The organism is Sulfuriroseicoccus oceanibius (assembly GCF_010681825.2).
GTDB lineage: Bacteria > Verrucomicrobiota > Verrucomicrobiia > Verrucomicrobiales > SLCJ01 > Sulfuriroseicoccus > Sulfuriroseicoccus oceanibius.
Map to the genome: position 1 here is coordinate 2,788,015 of NZ_CP066776.1, position 17,650 is coordinate 2,805,664.

Annotated in this window: 13 protein-coding genes; 11 read left to right on the forward strand and 2 right to left on the reverse strand. The window is 58.5% G+C overall.

From position 1 onward, the window contains the following. The first annotated feature begins 980 nt into the window (after nt 1-980). The 3 genes from G3M56_RS11255 to G3M56_RS11265 all read left to right on the forward strand — a co-directional run bounded on the left by G3M56_RS11255 (nt 981) and on the right by G3M56_RS11265 (nt 3,194). On the forward strand, nt 981-2,036 hold the full coding sequence (locus tag G3M56_RS11255; RefSeq protein ID WP_164365072.1) for a quinone-dependent dihydroorotate dehydrogenase: 1,056 nt from the start codon (nt 981-983) through the stop codon (nt 2,034-2,036). A 117-nt stretch (nt 2,037-2,153) separates the two neighbouring features. Beyond that, entirely contained in the window at nt 2,154-2,798 is a 645-nt protein-coding gene (gene pdxH, locus G3M56_RS11260) for a pyridoxamine 5'-phosphate oxidase (RefSeq protein WP_164365112.1), read from the forward strand. A 45-nt stretch (nt 2,799-2,843) separates the two neighbouring features. Then, nucleotides 2,844-3,194: a DUF2288 family protein gene (locus G3M56_RS11265; RefSeq protein ID WP_164365071.1), complete on the forward strand. Its 351-nt coding sequence runs from the start codon at nt 2,844-2,846 to the stop codon at nt 3,192-3,194. Nucleotides 3,195-3,409: 215 nt separating this feature from the next. Here the strand turns inward: G3M56_RS11265 and murI are convergent, their stop codons facing one another. Further along, nucleotides 3,410-4,216, reverse strand: a complete 807-nt coding sequence (gene murI, locus G3M56_RS11270; protein WP_164365111.1) for a glutamate racemase — start codon at nt 4,214-4,216, stop codon at nt 3,410-3,412. Nucleotides 4,217-4,343: 127 nt separating this feature from the next. On the opposite strand from murI, the gene G3M56_RS11275 reads away from it, so the two are divergent. From G3M56_RS11275 to G3M56_RS11310, 8 genes are all read left to right on the forward strand, one after another. Next, nucleotides 4,344-4,907: a sigma-70 family RNA polymerase sigma factor gene (locus G3M56_RS11275; protein ID WP_164365070.1), complete on the forward strand. Its 564-nt coding sequence runs from the start codon at nt 4,344-4,346 to the stop codon at nt 4,905-4,907. Continuing rightward, entirely contained in the window at nt 4,904-6,451 is a 1,548-nt protein-coding gene (locus G3M56_RS11280) for a FecR domain-containing protein (protein WP_164365069.1), read from the forward strand. Before G3M56_RS11275 ends, G3M56_RS11280 begins: the two co-directional genes overlap by 4 nt. Before the next feature lie 143 nt (nt 6,452-6,594). Further along, on the forward strand, nt 6,595-7,263 hold the full coding sequence (locus tag G3M56_RS11285) for a PEP-CTERM sorting domain-containing protein (RefSeq protein WP_235203408.1): 669 nt from the start codon (nt 6,595-6,597) through the stop codon (nt 7,261-7,263). A 258-nt stretch (nt 7,264-7,521) separates the two neighbouring features. Beyond that, a complete protein-coding gene (locus G3M56_RS11290) occupies nt 7,522-8,223 on the forward strand; it encodes a PEP-CTERM sorting domain-containing protein (protein ID WP_235203409.1) in 702 nt (233 codons plus the stop codon). 178 nt (nt 8,224-8,401) lie between these two features. Beyond that, nucleotides 8,402-9,106, forward strand: coding sequence for a PEP-CTERM sorting domain-containing protein (locus G3M56_RS11295; protein ID WP_235203410.1), 705 nt, complete (start codon nt 8,402-8,404; stop codon nt 9,104-9,106). Between the two features lie 165 nt (nt 9,107-9,271). Continuing rightward, entirely contained in the window at nt 9,272-9,922 is a 651-nt protein-coding gene (locus G3M56_RS11300; protein ID WP_164365110.1) for a discoidin domain-containing protein, read from the forward strand. A gap of 178 nt (nt 9,923-10,100) precedes the next feature. Beyond that, complete coding sequence (locus tag G3M56_RS11305) at nt 10,101-12,626, forward strand: alpha-N-acetylglucosaminidase (RefSeq protein WP_164365068.1); 2,526 nt, start codon at nt 10,101-10,103, stop codon at nt 12,624-12,626. Between the two features lie 164 nt (nt 12,627-12,790). Beyond that, nucleotides 12,791-16,081, forward strand: a complete 3,291-nt coding sequence (locus G3M56_RS11310) for a proprotein convertase P-domain-containing protein (RefSeq protein WP_164365067.1) — start codon at nt 12,791-12,793, stop codon at nt 16,079-16,081. Nucleotides 16,082-16,258: 177 nt separating this feature from the next. Here G3M56_RS11310 and nagA read toward each other — a convergent pair whose 3' ends face one another. After that, nucleotides 16,259-17,404: an N-acetylglucosamine-6-phosphate deacetylase gene (gene nagA / locus G3M56_RS11315; protein ID WP_164365066.1), complete on the reverse strand. Its 1,146-nt coding sequence runs from the start codon at nt 17,402-17,404 to the stop codon at nt 16,259-16,261. Nucleotides 17,405-17,650 lie beyond the last annotated feature (246 nt).

Consider the following 17,650-nt stretch of genomic DNA (forward strand, 5'->3'; position numbering starts at 1 on the left):
ATTCCGATACCGATAGCGAGACGGAGACCGTCGTACGCGCAATGACGCATCAACGCCGCGCTCAGCTCTCCGCCCACCATCAGCGTTCCCTACCCGTCGCAGCGCGACGCTTTACCGGCTAGCCTGCGGTTTTAACCGCAGGTGGAATCCGTAAATCAAGGCATCGTCCCGCAAGGGACGGTTTACCCTGTCAGCGACATCTCGCCAGCCGATAAACCGCACCTTCGGCGCGATCGCTCCTCGGTCCCCACTCCAGAGGTTAAAACCTCTGGCTAACCGGTAACCCATCGCTCCGCGATGCAGCCGCGCGTACCGCACAATCTGGATCCCGCCGGATTGTACCCGGCCATCAAAACCACGCCGAGCGCAGCGAGCTGACTTTCATCTGCCCACAGCGCGCACGCTCCACGCCATCTGCCCTCCGCGTGCTCATTATCCAAATCCGAATCGGAACGAATGCGGTGTAGAAAGGCGTCCACCGCACGCGGAGGCATTTCGATACCGATATCGATGAGGATATCGATATCGAGCCGGCATACAGACAATCACGCGTGACCCAAGCCCACGTGCCACCTCCGCAAACCGCTCCCTGCAAGGGAGCCGCAACACAGCCCAGGGTGAACGGAGCCTCCGGCGACGTCACCCTGGGAATACCGGCCAGAGATACAATCGCATCCTGCAGGGGTGCTGGAGACCGCCGCTCTAGAGGGGCAATGCGGATAAAGATAAAGAACCCGATAAGGACAAAGATCTCCGGCGGCCTGCAATGATCCTTCATTCGCAGCTGCCCGGAACCGCGCTCCTTATCGTTATCCTCATCCAAATCCTTATCGGAGCGGATGCGATCAGGACGACCCCTCCTCACAATTGTGCGGCGTTCCATGGTTCCGGCGGGGCGAAGACGAGCACACGCGCAAACTTTACTAGCATCGTGCGGTCGCCCCGATACATTGACCGCAAGACCATACCCACGCACGATCATGTCCGACCTTTCTTTTGGCGCCATTGCCGCACTTTCCGCCAAGCTCTACCCTTTTTCCCGCAAGCAGCTCTTCAAGATGGATGCGGAGGACGCGCACCATTTCTCGATGAAGATGCTCAGCTCCCTGCAAAGCGTCGGTCTGACGGGCAATGCCACGCCTCCCGGCAAACCGGTGAAGTGCATGGGTCTCACGTTCCCCAACGCGGTAGGTCTTGGCGCAGGTCTCGACAAAGACGGCGTAGCGATCGACGCACTCGGTGGGCTCGGCTTTGGCGCGATCGAAATCGGCACACTCACACCGAAGCCCCAGCCTGGTAATGACGCGCCGCGTTTGTTCCGCATCATCGAAGCGGAAGGCATCATCAACCGCATGGGCTTTAACAACGACGGCATCGACGCCGCGCTCCCACGCGCCCGCGCCCGCCGCTACAAGGGCATCCTCGGCATCAACATCGGCAAAAACAAAGTCACGCCGAACGAAAACGCCGTGGACGATTACCTCTACTGCTTCCGCGCCGCTGCCGACACCGCGGACTACATCACGGTGAACTTCTCGTCGCCCAACACCCCGGGCCTGCGCGACCTCCAATCCGCCGAGGCATTGACTTCGCTGCTCGCTCCACTCAAGGACGAGCAAAAGAAGATCGCCGACAAAACCGGCAAGTACACGCCGATTGCCGTCAAGATCGCTCCGGACCTGGACGACGATCAACTCGCCTCGATGGCCAAGGTTTTCAAAGACGTCGACATCGACTGCGTGATCGCCACCAACACGACCATCTCCCGCGACACCGTCGAGGGCATGCCGCACGCCAGCGAAACGGGCGGACTCTCCGGCGCCCCGGTGCGTGACCTCAGCACCGCGATCATCCGCAAGCTGCGCGACCGCCTGGACCCGGAAATCCCGATCATCGGCGTGGGTGGCATCACCCGTCCGGAAGACGCGGTAGAGAAGATCCAGGCAGGCGCTGCAATGGTTCAGATCTACAGCGGATTCATCTTCAAAGGGCCAAAGCTGATCCAGGACAGCGTCCGCGCACTGGCGAATCTGTAGCACGGAGACGGATCTGATTTTTAGACAGGATTCACAAGAGGGACGTGGTTAAATGTTCATCACGCCTGGGTCTGAAAACTTCAAACCAGTAAACCAGAACACTTCATCATGAGCGAAATGGACCTTTCCGACTACCGCCGCGAGTACCTCAAAGGCGGACTACACGAAGACGAAATGCCTGCCGATCCATTCGAGCAGTTTGCGTTCTGGTTCAAGCAAGCGACCGACGCCGACTATCCGGAGCCGAACGCGATGTCACTGGCGACAGCGGACGCGAATGGCCGCCCGTCGTTGCGCACGGTCTTGCTGAAGTATTTCGACACCAACGGCTTTGTGTTTTTCACCAACTACACCAGCCGCAAGGCAAAGGAGATCGAGCAGAACGCGCAGGTCTCGTTGCTTTTCCCATGGGTCACGCTGGAGCGCCAGGTCATCGTCGTCGGGCGTGCGGAAAAGATTTCCACCGCGGAATCGCTGAAGTACTTCTCGAGCCGGCCGCGCAGCAGCCAGTTGGGAGCGTGGGTATCGGCTCAGAGTCAGGCCATCCCGACGCGGAAGTTCCTCGAAATGAAGCTGGCTGAGATCGGGCGTAAGTTCAAAGAAGGCAAAGTGCCGCTGCCCGACTTCTGGGGCGGCTACCGCGTGGTTCCGGAAGAGATCGAATTCTGGCAAGGCGGAGCGGCCCGCCTCCATGACCGCTTTCAATACACCCGCGAATCGACTGAGACCAACGACTGGTCAATCCAGCGCTTGTCGCCATGATCGGCACGATTGCCGCCCCTAGCACACCCAAGATTTCACAATCCCATGAGTGACCAACAGAGCAACAATACCCCGGAACCGATGAAGTACGGACTCCTCGGGGAAGACGACATGCCATTCGAAGAAAAAGTCGCAAAGTACACCGGCGAGGTCGATTGGAGCTACCTCGAGCCCCACTACAAAAACGAGGCGCTGTTATGGGTCGATCCATCCTTGGAACTCAAGGACGTAGCCAAGGCTCTGGGCGACGACGACACCGAAACCGTCGCCAACTGGCTCGGCAATGGCGATCTGGTGAAGATCGGTAGCCTCCATGCCATGCAGTGGGAAGGCACCGATGAAAAGTTCACCGCACTCGTGGTGACTCCCTTCGTTCTGATGCAGCAGAAGAGGTAACGGGCACTGAATCAAGCGACAACGTCGCCACGATCTCGCTAAAAGCGAGTCTCATAACAGCCTGGGGTCAGCGAGCCTCCGGCGAGCGCCACCCCAGGGTACGCCCGCCCCCATTCTCTCGGCCGAGCGTGCGGTTCCGCCAAAGCGCAGCTCCCCGCCCGATGGCCGCTCTCAACACGGCAAGACACCATGATGCAGTGCCATTCGAGACGAGCCTAATTCTCCTCGATCGCAATCGACTCCACCTCCACATCGTCATGCAGCAAGCGCGGGGCGAGCTCTTGCCAATGCGCCACATCGCCTGTGGTAAAAACGCGCAACCCGCCTCGGGACGGAGACACAACCAACAAGCCCTCGCCTTCCAGCCTGCGCTGAACCTGACGCGCCACGGCGGCTCCGGTGTCGATCACATCGGCCGCATCGCCGGCTGCAGCTTCAATCAACGGGCGCAAGAACGGATAGTGCGTGCAGCCAAGCACCAACACGTCCACCCCTTCCTCCAGCATCGGATCCACATACGAGCGCACCACGGTCACCGCGCGTTCGCCAACCAACTCGCCGGCTTCCACCAACTCGACAAACTCCGGACACGGCTTGGTGATCACCCGCACCTTGTCCGCGTGATGATCCAGCAATCGGTGAAACTTCTCCCCCCGGATCGACGCCTCGGTGGCAAACACACCGACCACCCCCGAACTCGTCCGCTCAACCGCCGGTCGCACGCCCGGCTCCATCCCGACAATCGGCAACGGATACGCCACACGCAATGCTTCCACTGCGGCAATCGTCGCCGAGTTGCACGCGATCACCAGCATCTTGCAGCCACGACCAATCAACGCATCGGCAATAGCAAAGACGCGGCGTTGGATCTCCTCAGCCGATTTCGTTCCGTACGGACACCACGCGGAATCTCCAACGTAAAGCAGCTCCTCCGCCGGCAGCAGACGCTGGATTTCCCGAACGACGGACAAGCCGCCGACGCCTGAGTCAAGAATTCCTATCGGTTGGTTCGCGCCTGCCATCATTGTCTCCATCTGTGATGCGCCGGATCCCAGCGTGGAGCAACTCGAAAAGAATGCGATTGTATATGGAAACTCTGTCAGCTTTCGTGGTCGGCGGGTATGTTCTCCCCCCGACTACGCGCATCCCATGGCGGCTCAATCCAACCAACCCGAAGAAAGCACAGGTGATCACTTGGATGACCAAGGGGTCACTTTGCGTATCGAAGAGCTCCGCCCTGCGCTGTTGGCCTACGTCACGTCGCTCACCCGCTCGAGCGAAGCCGCCGAGGACATCGTCCAGGAAACCCAGGTCTTTCTCTGGACCAACCGCGACGACTTCCAACAAGGCACCAACTTCAAAGCGTGGGCCTACAAGGTGGCGTATTTCAAAACCATGGCCTGGCGGCGCGACTCAATCCGCCGCGGCGAAGTCGTTTTCAGCGAAGCCATGACCCAAACACTCGCCGCAGCCGCAGCCAACCACTACAGCAATGAACACGAACGCCTGGAAGCGCTCGACGACTGCTTGAAGGAACTTACGCCAGCGCATCAACGCCTGGTCATGGCCCGCTACGCCTCCAGCCACGGTGTCCTCACCCGCCACGCCAACACCGTAGGAAAATCGATCAACACCATCCACAAAATGGTATCACGCATCCGCTCCACATTGCGCGACTGCATTCAACGCAAGCTCTCCCACCACCGTCCATGAACTACCAGCCACCCAAGGAACTGCGCACTCTGGTCGACCGTGCACTGGATCAAACCATCGACGCCCAGCAACTCGCCCACCTGGAACAACTCCTCCAGGATGAAGACGCGCTGCGTTACTATCTGGATCTCGCTGGACTCGATTCCGCACTGCGCAATTACGCCGGCTCCCCTCTCGGTCAGGCAATGATGGGCAATCAACTTCCCGCCCCACTCAGCGCCAGACTCGCTCGTTTTGCCAGATCCCTACGCGTTCCAGCCGCAGCGGCAGCCCTGCTGGTGACTGGCCTTTTCATCGGAAAACAAATCTACGCCCCTGAGGCCCCCACCTTCGCAAGCAGCTCCAGCAGCACTACCGCCAAAAAGGCAACCGACGCCAACACCGTGGCGGCAAACATTACCAGCATGGTCGGCGTGCGCTGGAACGACGGAGTGCCACCAAAAAATATCGGACTCAAAGCCTCCGACCCACCAATCAAGTGGGGCGCCGGACTCATGGAGGTCACATTTGCCAGCGGTGTGCGCGCATTGATCGAAGGACCCGCCGAGCTCAACGTCACCGGTCCAAACGAAGCCTTCATGACCAACGGCCGATTGGTCGCAGACGTCCCCAAGGGGGCCGAGGGATTCACGGTCCATCACAGCCAAGGCAAAGTCATCGATCTGGGAACCGAGTTCGCAGTCAACATTCACGATGAACTCTCCCCGGTCGAAATCGGTGTTTTCAGCGGTGAAGTCGACGTCTACGCCAAAAATGACGCCACACCGGTGAGGGTCTTTGAAAACCACGCAGTGCTGCATGGTGGCAAACTGAACATTCCGATCGAATCGGTCCCGTTCTTCAGGGATGAATACATCCGCAGCGTCCCAAGCCGAGAATTCCCGTGGCAGTTCTCCACCGCCGAAGTGACCAACGACTCGGAGCCGACAGAGATGTACTTTGACGTCTCCCACCTCGTCTGGCGCAGCGGCGACTACCGCGCCGTGGTCAAATGGATGAGCGGGCTCGACGTGATTCTCATCCATCAGGCGGAGCTTCTGGTGGATGGCGAAGTCGTCGCCTCTGACACACACCAAGGCTCCAGCGGCGAGCTCCACAATACCCACAACAACACCTTCGAGTTCTACGTCCCTGACCAGATCAACCTGAAAGGCCGGCAGTGGGAACTGAAACTCACCGTCAGCCCAAGCCGCCCGTCCGCCACCAAGTTCTCGCCCGACTCCAAGGGCATCGTTCTGTTCGAAGAAGGCCACGCCGTCAACGCCACCGCCGACGATTTCATCGGAGCTTGGGAGTACCACCATGATAACAACGTCCACCAACGCGAATTCCGCCCCGATGGCACCGTCGTCTACACCTACAACGGCAAAGAAACCAACCTCTTCAGCAAAGCCCGCTGGTCGGTCGATGACGGCATCCTCACCGTCATCATCCCGCCCGCCGGCACCGAAAAGCGCAAGCTGATCGAACACCACATCCTCAGAAATAGCGACGAGTTGATCTTCATCGACCGTCCCTACCGCAACGCGAAGAAAGTACGCTAACTCCACACTTCCACCGAGCTCCGCCGACCATCCTGTCGACGGAGCTTGTTTTCTTAAAGAAAACAGTCCGCATTCGACGCAGACCGGCATTGCACCGAGCAAACTGAGCGTCCATGGTTCCGCACAACACAAACCGAATCACTATGAACATGAAAGCAACCCTGTCAGCAACTGCGCTTGCACTGACACTCGCAACAAGCGCGCACGCAGCGACCATCGCACTGACCGACGCATCGCTCGAAGCCCCCCTCAGCGGCACCAACGGAGATCCCCTCAGCGGATGGTGGTCGTTCAACAGTGGAGCCGTCGGACAAGCCATCACAGTCTCCAGCGGGTTCTGGACCATCGCCAACAACGACGGCGACAAGGCAATGTACATTGCCAATGATGCATCCGGTATCGACTCCGTCTACCAGTCGGTCACACTCGAAGCAGGCATCACCTACCGCCTCACGGCCGCAGTCGCCCAGTCAGCAAACGTCAGCAAAAACGACGCCAATGTCGCGCTCGCTTTCTTCAACCAAGGGTTCTCCGTGCTCGAAGCCCAAAACAACTTCGTGGTAGCAAACCAAAGCGGCAGCTTCGTCGACTACTTCGTCGAGTTCACTCCTGACACCACCGGCATCTATCAAGTAGGTCTGCGTAACGCCGGTGCCATCATTGGTACGGGCACATCGTCTAGCGCGAACGGCGAATCCACAGTCTTCTTCGACAACGTGCGTCTGGAAAGCCTCAATGCCGTCCCGGAGCCTAGCTCAACAGCATTGCTCGGCCTCGGATCGCTCGCGCTGATCCTGCGCCGCCGCAAGTAACAGTCCACTAGGAAAAAGTCCCTCTGTTCAAGGCATCTTCACCAATCAAATCTCCCGTCCGGCCAGTCGCTGGGCGGGGGATTTTTTTTGTCCAGCTCAACCGTCCAACCATCCTATCCCGGAGCACGCTGCAATCATCACTCACCCCTTTTCCGTTTTAAAAAAAAACAACGTCAGGTTTTCTGCATTCCCCGTATCTACTCCGAGTCGAATCAATCTAACCCTCCGACTCGTTACGAAATGAACCTCAATCAACCAATGAAAATGAAAACCACCTGCGCTCTCGCGCTGGGCTTGGGCATGGTTGCAGCTGCCAATGCGGCTGTCGTCATCCAACCAACCAGCATCTCCTACACTGGAACCAATCCTGACAGCGGCATTACCGGCCTCGACAACGAGGCCGCCCTCATCGACGGCAGCGGTCTTTCCGCAGCCCTCACCGTTGCCAACATCGACACCGTCACCCACGCGAATCCGATCTTCTCATCACCTGGAAACGCTTGGACAACCAACGACCCAGGTGGAGCCAGCAGCGACTTCTTCGCGAGCAGCCCTGGCACCGTCATCTTTGAAGTAACCCTCGACAACACATACGCCCTCGATACCTTTTACAACTGGAGCTATGACTTCGATGAAGGTTCCGGAAACGGCAACAACATCAAGACCGTGAACATCGAGTATGGCATTGGTGATTTCCTCGGTGGAACCCTCACCGGCGTTACCTTCACCACCACAACCAACAACCTGGCCAGCACCGCTGCTCTGGGAGGCATCAATGCCGACCGTCTCCGCATCACCGTCACCGACAACTTCTTCGGCGAGCCAGGCCGAGGCGGTGGTGACCGCGTCAGCGCGGCCGAGTTCGCCTTCGTCGGCGACGTCGCGGCAGTCCCTGAGCCAAGCTCCACGGCACTGCTCGGCCTCGGTGGTCTTGCGCTGATCCTGCGTCGCCGCAAGTAAGCCATTCCCTCATTACAAACAAATAATATCCCCTGTCCGGAACACACCCGGGCAGGGGATTTTTTTTATAACCACCAAAATCTCAACAAATTGCGTCAGATCCAAACCATCATCGGTATTCCCCTTGAGTGCCGATCACAGCCTGTTCCGGACTCTCAACGAACAACAACAATCCAACATGAGAACAAAAATACCCCACGCAATCGCGCTCGGACTCGGTATGCTCGGTGCCAGTCACGCGGCCATGGTGATCACCCCCACCAGCATCACCTACACCGGAACCAATCCTGATAGCGGTCTGGCCGGGCTGGACGACGAATCGGCCCTCATTGATGGCAGCGGACTTTCCGAGCCATTAACCGTCGACAACATCGACTTCGTCACCCACGCCAACCCCGTCTTCTCCGCTCCGGGCAACGCATGGACCACCACAGACCCTGGCGGAGGTGGCAGCGATTTCTTCGCGAGTACACTAGAGACCGTCGTTTTCGAAATCGTGTTCGATCAGGGATACACCCTGGATACCTTTTACAACTGGAGCTACGACTTCGATGAAGGCGCCGGCAACGGCAACAACATCAGAACTGTAAACATCGAATACGGGATTGGTGACTTTCTGGGAGGGTCTTTAACAGACGTCAACTTCACCACCACCGAAAACAACTTCGCCAGCACCGCGGATCTGGGTGGCATCAACGCCGACCGTCTTCGCATCACCGTCACCGACAACTTCTTCGGCGAAGCCGGCATCGGCGGCGGCGACCGCGTGAGTGCCGCTGAATTCGCATTCATCGGCGACAACGTTGGCAAAGTCCCCGAGCCGAGCTCGGCTGCGCTTCTTGGTCTCGGTGGTCTCGCGATGATCCTGCGCCGCCGCAAGTAATAGCCAACCACACCGCCGCGCAAACCATTAGCCCCCGCCCAATCTTTGATTGGACGGGGCTTTTTTTTCTTTAAATAACCAACGCTTATCTATTAAATCGTATCCCGTTCAATCTAGGCGCCCATCGTCGGCGAGATAAAGCTCTAGCAACTTCCATTGCCAACCATGAAAGCAACCGCAGTACTGACAGCCCTGTCCCTGGGATCTCTCACATTCGGCAGCGCGGCAACCATCGTAGACACCACCTACAGCTACGACATTGCCCCGGGCTTCTCCGGTGGTGGCGGACTTTACCTGGACGATCTGGCGGGAACCACACTCAACCAAGCCAACACACCATTCTCAGCCGGCGATCTCAACGACGGGGTGGTCTACAATGGCACCAACCCGGTCACCGACAACGGCGGGATTAACAGCATGGTCGCATGGAACCCAGCCCCTCTGCCGGCGACGATCATCTTTGACCTGGGAGGCGCCTACTCTGTCAACGACGTGGTGATCACTGGATACGCATGGACTCCTTTTAATCTCGGACAGCCAGGAAGCGTTACAATTTCCTACAGTAATGACAACGTGACATACGGGGCCGGAGCCAACTACGCACTTAACGGTGGCAACGGAGCCGTCACCAACAACACCGGCTCGTCCGCAGCTGAAGCCCGCTACGTGAAACTCGCCTTCGATGGGACCACCCAAGCCGGCGACAAATGGGGGCTGACGGAAATTTCATTTGATGGCGATCGCATTCCCGAGCCATCGGCCTCCATGCTCCTCAGTCTGGCGGGGCTTGCCGTGATCCTGCGCCGCCGCAAGTAGCCACATCGAGGACAATACGATTCACAGCTCAACATCCCGCCCTCATTCTTCGCCAATCCGCAGGATGAGGGCGTTTCTTTTTGTTCTGATTTGGTCAGCAATCCCCCGCCTCTGGTATGGTGGACTGCACATCACGCATGCCCATCTCCCCCAATGGGCGAACCAAACCGAAGACACGATGAACCTTACCAAGCCTCTATGGGCGCCAATGCGCCGCCTCACCTGGATCACACTTTGCACGCTGATGACGCTTGGTGCACTACCCGCAGCGTCCCCTGCCCTCGACGCGACCAAAGGAGTACTCAAACGCACGCTTGGCGAAGAAGCGGCAGCCCGCATTGAACTCGCCCCGATCCCGCAGGAAAACGGACAGGATGTCTACGAGTACAGCGCAACTCCTGAAAAGCTGACCGTCAAAGGAAGCAGCCAGGTGGCGATGTGCCGCGGCGTTTATGATTACCTCCGCGCGAAGAAACTCGGCACCGTTGGTTGGGCAGGCGCTCGCTTGAATATTCCGGAGCAATGGCCAGTCGCCGAGCCGACGCGTCAGGTTTGTCCGTTCAAAATCCGCCACAGCTACAATGTGGTGACCGCTGGCTACACGTTCCCGTACTGGACATGGGAGCGCTGGGAGCAAGAACTCGACTGGCAGGCAATGCACGGCTTCAACATGGCCATGGCACCGGTCGCCACCGAAGCCATCGCCACCAAGGTCTGGCTGGGTCTCGGCTTGAAACAGGAAGAAATCGACCGCTTCTACACCGGACCTGCCCACCTTCCATGGCAGCGCATGGGCAACATCCAGAATGTGGGAGGAACGCTCACCGCCGCCTGGCACCGCGATCAGATCGCACTGCAACACAAGATCCTCAAACGCATGCGCGAACTCGGCATGGAGCCGGTGGTTCAGGCATTCGCCGGGTTCGTACCCGAGGAGATCTCCCGCGTTTTCCCCGATGCGGAATTGCACAAGACCTCGTGGGAAGCCGGATTCGGCCAGGGCCAACGCCCGGTCGTCATGATGCCGGACACCCCGGCATTCGCCAAAATCATGAAGCGCTACCTCACCGAATGGCAAAAGGAGTTCGGCGATGCTCGCTACATCCTCGTCGACAGCTTCAATGAAATGAAGTTGCCAAAAACCGGCACGCCGCCAACCGAGCTACTGCGCGGCTACGGCGGCGCCACCTACAAAGCCATCACCAGCGCCATCCCGGATGCGGTCTGGGTGCTTCAGGGCTGGATGTTCTCGTACCAGCGCTACATCTGGAACAACGAAACCATGGGCGCCCTGTTGCAAGACGTACCGGACGACAAGTTGTTCATCCTCGACTACGCCCACGACTACAACCCGGGCTGGGACTACTTCGATGCGTTCCATGGCAAGACCTGGGCGATGGGCTTCGTGCCAAACATGGGTGGAAAAACCGCCTACGTCGGCAAGATCGACTTCTACGCCAGCCAGGCTGCCAAGGTGCTTGCCAGCCCGGACAAGGGCAACCTCGTCGGCTTCACTATCTCCGGTGAGGCGTTGGAAAACAACGAGGTGATCTACGAAGTCATGAGCGACAGCTCATGGTCCAAAGATGCAATCGGTATCGATACCTGGCTGCCGGCTTACGTTGAAAACCGCTACCAAACCGGCTCGCAGACAGCCATCGACGCATGGATGGAGCTGCGCCGCAGCGTCTACAGCAGCTTCACTGACCACCCGCACTACGGCTGGCAAAAGGGCGCGTTCAACCGTGGCACCGCCCACCGCAGCGATGCCTTTGTCGCCGGTATCCAGAAGTTCCTCTCAGTTGCCGATGAACTGCACGCCAACGCGAACTACCGCGACGACGCCATTGAAATGGCAGCACAAGCACTTGGCATGCGGGCGGATGAATGGTTCATCCTCGCGCAAAGTCGCTTCACCATGGGCATGATCGAGGAATCCAAGGAAGCGGGCGAACAAGCCATCGAGCTTTTGCTCGAAGCCGACCGCTTGCTCGAATCCCACAGCTACCTGCGGATGGCATCGTGGATCGACTTCGCCCGCAGCCACGATGGCAGCGCAGAGGAAAAGAACGATTGGGAACGCAGTGCCCGCCAGTTGGTCACTATTTGGGGGCCGCCGATCAACGACTACTCATGCCGTTTGTGGTCGGGGTTGATCCGCGACTTCTATGCGCCACGGATGCAAAAGCAACTCGAAGCCATGTGGACCGGTGAAAGCTTCAACCGCGCACAGTGGGAAGCCGCATGGGTGAAATCACTCGGCCTCTCACCGGTAGAGCCCTATGCCAACCCTGCCCTCGCCGCAGCCGAGGCGGTGCAGAAGGCCTACAGCAAGCCACTGCCGAACGCAGGTGGCGACGACCGCGAAGTCGTCGGCCGCTGGACACCAGACCAAATCGGCACGGAATGGACGACCATTGAGTGGCAACTTCCAACCGCCAAACTCAAGACCCTCAAAGGCGTGACCTTCCTCTACACCCGCGGCAAGCACCGCCTCGACATTCAGTCGGCCGCGGTCATCGCCGATGGCAACGAAGTGGCAATCGACAAGCACGACGGATCGACCGGTCTCCAGCACGTGCAGAACTTCTATCGTCTCAAGATCCCAGAAGGCACCCAGGCCAACAATAGCTGCGTGCTGCGCGTCGTCGTCCGCAGCGACGGCGGCACCGATTCGTTCGGCGAGGTTTTCCTCGTAGAATAACCCCCACGCTCTCCCATTGCGCCCCGTGGCTGATTCGATCGGCCACGGGGCGTTTTTTGTATTCAGATCGAGCGTGGGCACGAGTCCGGCCACATTTCAGTCAGCAATGAAGCCTCGTCGGTATCCAGCATAACTACGCTCCGTTTTTTGCCACGCCGACGCATATGCTCCGCACCCAGACCTCCACTCTGATCCGCCTTGCCCTGGGTCTAATAATCGCCCCATTGGCCGGAGCCTCGACCCCATACCTTCCCGCGGCCGTACAACCTGGCTCGGCAATTGCCACCGCGTCATCCACGGAGGCCGCATTGAGCAATGAGGCGATCTCCGCACGCTGGAGCACAGCTTCCGGCACATGGCGCCTGAACTCGATTACCAATCACTATAGCGGAGAGTTGTTCTCCTCCCCTTCCTCCGCCGAGCTCTTCATCGTGGAGCTTTCGGACGGGGCTCGGGTTGCCGCATCGGAAATGACGGCGACGGTCCCACCCTCGGTAGGCACATTGACCACCGATCCATCCGCAGCGCGCTACGCGGAACGATTGCCCGGACAATCGATCGTGGCGGAATTCCAGGCGCCAGAGCACAATCTGAAAGTACTCTGGACTGCAGATCTTCGCGACGGCTCCCATTACATCCGCCCTCAGATCGAGGTCAGCAGCATCGACGGAACATCGCTCACAACCAACAGAATCACTCTGCTCGAGCTTCCCCAGCCCACCACGGCATCCGGCAGCCATTCGGCGGTCGACACTCCGGTTGAAATATCCAGCACCGGCACCCCGACGATCACCAGTTCCATCACCGTGCCATCCGGCGCCGGCAATCTCACCGACGCCAATGTCACCCTCGACATCAACCACACGTGGGTCGGCGACCTCAGCATCACTCTCATCCACCCGGATGGCACACGCGTCTCCTTGTCATCCAACAACGGAACCAGTGGAGACGACTACACCAACACCACCTTCGATCAGTCCGCCGGAAGCTCGATCACTTCTGCATCCCCACCATTCACCGGCACCTTCCGCCCCGAGGGCGACCTCGATTCTCTAATCGGAAAAACGGCCTCAGGCACATGGACCTTGGAGATCGCCGACAGTTACAGTGCCGATGGCGGTAGTCTCCAGAGCTGGTCACTCGACCTGACAACCGACGCCGCAGACGACGGATCCTTCAGCACGATTGGCACTGTCGATGGCTCCCCTCAGGTTTCCGACGACTTCTTCATCGCCTTTGAGCACCCATCCTCACAGTACGGAAACACGGCACACTCCGGACGGCAGATCGGCACTTGGTCTGTCGATGAACCAGACGGTGTCCGATATGGCCCCACTAATGTGGACTTCGACATCACGCCTTACGCAGCAGAAGGCAACCTCACCATTTCGTTCAATTACGAGTCCGGCCCGCACAGACTCAATATCAACGGAGTCACGTTGCTGGAGGACGGAGTCGCCACCTCATCGGACAACCATTTCGGTTACGCAGGCCTACCAAACAACAACAACAGCTACACAGTAACCCTCAGCGACTACTCGCCCACCAAGAGCTATTCGGTCCGCGCCAACATCGACGTCACCGAGTCCGGATCCAACTCCTACGGATCCGTCACACTCACCACCGGCAGTACGATCGTAGCTACGGTCACCGGCGAGCAAACCATTTCCCCGGGCAACAGCGCCACCTACTCATCGGTCTACGGAGTGGTGGTTCCCGGTCAGTTACGCCGCTCATTCCTTTGTTATACAGAACGCGAACGCGCCCACGCCTACCGCCAGTTCCTGCATTACAATTCCTGGCTCGACGTCTCGTGGAACGATGGCAGCGGATCGACAATGACAGAAGCCAACACCTTGACCTCGATGCAAGGGCACATCGATCATTTCATCGCTCCATTCAATGAGCCGTATGCCGCATTTGTTTTCGATGACGGCTGGGACAACTGGAACTCCCTGTGGGAATTCAACGACATCACATTCCCCAATCAGTTCACCCCCATGGAATCACTTGCAGCCTCGCACGGCGTGAAGCTCGGGGCCTGGCTATCTCCATTCGGAGGATACGATCCCGCCAAAAGCCAGCGCATCGCTTACGGCGCGAGCCAGGATCCGGCATTCGAAACCAACGCCAACGGATTCTCTCTATCCGGCCCGAATTACTATGAAGCCTTCCGCAACCGCTGCCTGCAAATGGTCCGCGACTACAGCTTCTCCTACTTCAAGTTCGATGGTATCGGAGCTGGCAACGGGGCCAGTGGTGCCGGCAGTGAATACTTCGCCGACATCGAAGCCATGCGGAAATTGACCCGCGAGCTGCGGCGCTCACAGAATGACCTCTTCATCAACCTGACTGTGGGCTCTTGGCCATCTCCGTATTGGCTGTGGTCGGCCGACAGCATCTGGCGCGCCGGCTCTGACATGGGCTTTACGGGCGCGGGTAACAACCACGAAAGATGGATCACCTACCGCGATCACGAATGCTACAAAAACGTGGTGCAGCGCGCCCCGCTCTACCCTCTCAATTCGATCATGCTTCACGGAGTCGTCTGGGCTAACTACCAGCATGCGAATGACTCGGACTTCAACTCCGCCTCGTTCAAATCCGATGTGCGCGCGTACTTCGGCAGCGGAACCAACATTCAAGAACTCTACATCAACCCGATCCGCCTCAACGAAGGAGACTGGCACAGCCTGGCTGAGGCCGTGAAATGGTCCCGCGAAAACACTGCGACACTCAGTGACACTCATTGGATCGGCGGCAACCCCGGCAATGCCGAAGTCTACGGATGGGCAGCGTGGCAGCCCGACCAGGGAGTTCTCACCTTGCGCAACCCATCCAACAACGCGCAATCCATTACCTTTACATTACAGGATGTTTTCGAACTGCCCACTACGGGGGCATCCGTCGGCTACTATCTCAAAAGCCCGTGGATCGAGGACGCCGCACAACCAGCCTCATACCACGGCATCAACGAGTCCATCACACTCACCCTCGCTGCATTTGAGGTCGTCACGCTCGATGCCACTCCCACCACTCCTCCCGCATGGCATGGCAACGCTGTGTTTCGCGAATGGGCGATGAAGCGCAGGTCCGGACAACGCGACGGCAATGGATCCTTCGGCTCCACGGGAAGCACCAATGAGGTCGCATTTGCTCTCGGTTTGGATCCGAACTCATCCACCGAGCCGGTTTCCACCCGCACACTTTTGATCGCGAATTCCGATGCCCCCGGCGGCTACCAGTTCCAATTCACCCGCGCCGCGGAGCTCGGCACCACAACACTCGTAACCGAAGTCTCTACCGACATGGAAAACTGGGAGTCCGGTGCCAGCCATGTCGAACCGGTGAGTGAAGTCTCGCTCCCCGACGGATCAAAGCTCGTGACCATCCAAGCCAGCTCTCTCTATCAGGAAGCCGGAAGGATCTTCTTCAGGTTGCGAGTGGGCGAATAGCCCCGCCCTGCCCCGGTTAGCACCACCAAACTGTTATAGGAACGACCGGAACAACCTTTCCTCAACTCCCCCCCCGGTGCCCCGATAGACACAAAAAAATCACCACCCGGGAAAAGCATCCCGGGTGGTGAAAATTCATCCAGAGCAAACTCTGGGAAGATCGGCTACGCCGCGCAATTAGACCTTGCGCACGCCGTCGACCCAAACCGCTTCCGGCTGGAAGGTCTCGCCGCCGAGAACAGCGATATCCGCCTGGAAGCCAGACTCGATCTTACCAACACCTTCGAAACCGAGCGACTGAGCCTGGTTCCACGACGTGGCTTTGACCACTTCGCTGGCTGGCAGGCCGGTGACTTCGAGTGTGTTCTTGAAGCACTCGTAGAAGCGCACGGTGCTACCGGCGAGCGCGCCGTTACCCAGACGAGCCGAGTTGTCCTTCACGTGCACGGCCAGACCACCGAGATCGTACTCGCCATCAGGCAACCACGACGCGGACATTGAGTCGGTGATGATCATCAACTGATCCACCGGCTTGAGCTTCCACACCAGACGCAGCATGTCCGGGCAAAGGTGGATCTTGTCGGAAATCAGCTCGATCTTGATCTCATCGTCGACCAAGCCGGCACCCACCATTCCGATTTCGCGATGGTGGAGTGGTGTCATCTGGTTGCAGAAGTGCGTCAGGTGGTTGAGGCCAGCCTCTTTGGCTTTGGAGAAATCTTCGAAGGTTGCCGCGGTGTGCGCAGCCGATGTCGCGATTCCGGCTTCTTTCATCGCCGCGACGAACTCCACGCCATTCGGCATCTCGATTGCCACCGAAACCACGCCAACCGGAGCGATCTTGTGTAGCTCGAGAAGCTCGGCTGCATCCGGGTCGCGCACGAACGCCGGGTTCTGAGCACCTGTGCAGTTCGGGTTGATGTATGGTCCTTCGATGTGGACCTTAGGCGCCTTGGCCCAGTCCTGGTTGGCCTGGTATCCGGCGATACCTTCCATGATTCCCACCAACTGCTCCTGAGGAAGGGTCAGCGTGGTCGGGCAAAAGGAGGTCACCCCTTCGCGCACCTTGGCCTCGGCCATGATGCGGACTTGTTCTTCGCTTCCGTTCGAAGCGTCGGCACCATTAGCACCGTGGGTGTGAATATCGATGAAGCCCGGCACCACCATGCGGCCAGCGGCATCAAATGTTTCATCGGCAGCCGGCAAATCGCCGCCCGCTTCGATCACTGCAGCGATCTTTCCGTTCTCAATCAACACCGCGGCGTTCTCAAGTTCGACGTCCGGCGACACCAAGTGACAGTTGGTCAATAATGTGGAGCTCATAGCGGCGCAACCATGTCACTCCCCTGCCAAAATTTCAAAGAATGATTCATACACGGCAAATTATCCACTACCGCCCGCAGGGACTGCCGGATGCCCCCCTCTAATTCAGCTCAAAACTATCTTACAGGTCAGTGATTTTGCGCGAGTTACAGCACACGAAAGAAAATCATTCGACGTGAAATTTATCAGTTGCACCCCCCACCCTGAATAGTGAAACAGTTCGGCTTGCGCGGGCATTAGGTGATG

What these genes read in the sequence shown, in the direction of transcription:
- G3M56_RS11255 (WP_164365072.1), top strand. Translation starts at nt 981, where the DNA reads ATGTCCGACCTTTCTTTTGGCGCCATTGCCGCACTTTCCGCCAAGCTC.
- pdxH (WP_164365112.1), top strand. Translation starts at nt 2,154, where the DNA reads ATGGACCTTTCCGACTACCGCCGCGAGTACCTCAAAGGCGGACTACAC.
- G3M56_RS11265 (WP_164365071.1), top strand. Translation starts at nt 2,844, where the DNA reads ATGAGTGACCAACAGAGCAACAATACCCCGGAACCGATGAAGTACGGA.
- murI (WP_164365111.1), bottom strand. Translation starts at nt 4,216, where the DNA reads ATGGCAGGCGCGAACCAACCGATAGGAATTCTTGACTCAGGCGTCGGC.
- G3M56_RS11275 (WP_164365070.1), top strand. Translation starts at nt 4,344, where the DNA reads ATGGCGGCTCAATCCAACCAACCCGAAGAAAGCACAGGTGATCACTTG.
- G3M56_RS11280 (WP_164365069.1), top strand. Translation starts at nt 4,904, where the DNA reads ATGAACTACCAGCCACCCAAGGAACTGCGCACTCTGGTCGACCGTGCA.
- G3M56_RS11285 (WP_235203408.1), top strand. Translation starts at nt 6,595, where the DNA reads ATGAACATGAAAGCAACCCTGTCAGCAACTGCGCTTGCACTGACACTC.
- G3M56_RS11290 (WP_235203409.1), top strand. Translation starts at nt 7,522, where the DNA reads ATGAAAATGAAAACCACCTGCGCTCTCGCGCTGGGCTTGGGCATGGTT.
- G3M56_RS11295 (WP_235203410.1), top strand. Translation starts at nt 8,402, where the DNA reads ATGAGAACAAAAATACCCCACGCAATCGCGCTCGGACTCGGTATGCTC.
- G3M56_RS11300 (WP_164365110.1), top strand. Translation starts at nt 9,272, where the DNA reads ATGAAAGCAACCGCAGTACTGACAGCCCTGTCCCTGGGATCTCTCACA.
- G3M56_RS11305 (WP_164365068.1), top strand. Translation starts at nt 10,101, where the DNA reads ATGAACCTTACCAAGCCTCTATGGGCGCCAATGCGCCGCCTCACCTGG.
- G3M56_RS11310 (WP_164365067.1), top strand. Translation starts at nt 12,791, where the DNA reads ATGCTCCGCACCCAGACCTCCACTCTGATCCGCCTTGCCCTGGGTCTA.
- nagA (WP_164365066.1), bottom strand. Translation starts at nt 17,404, where the DNA reads ATGAGCTCCACATTATTGACCAACTGTCACTTGGTGTCGCCGGACGTC.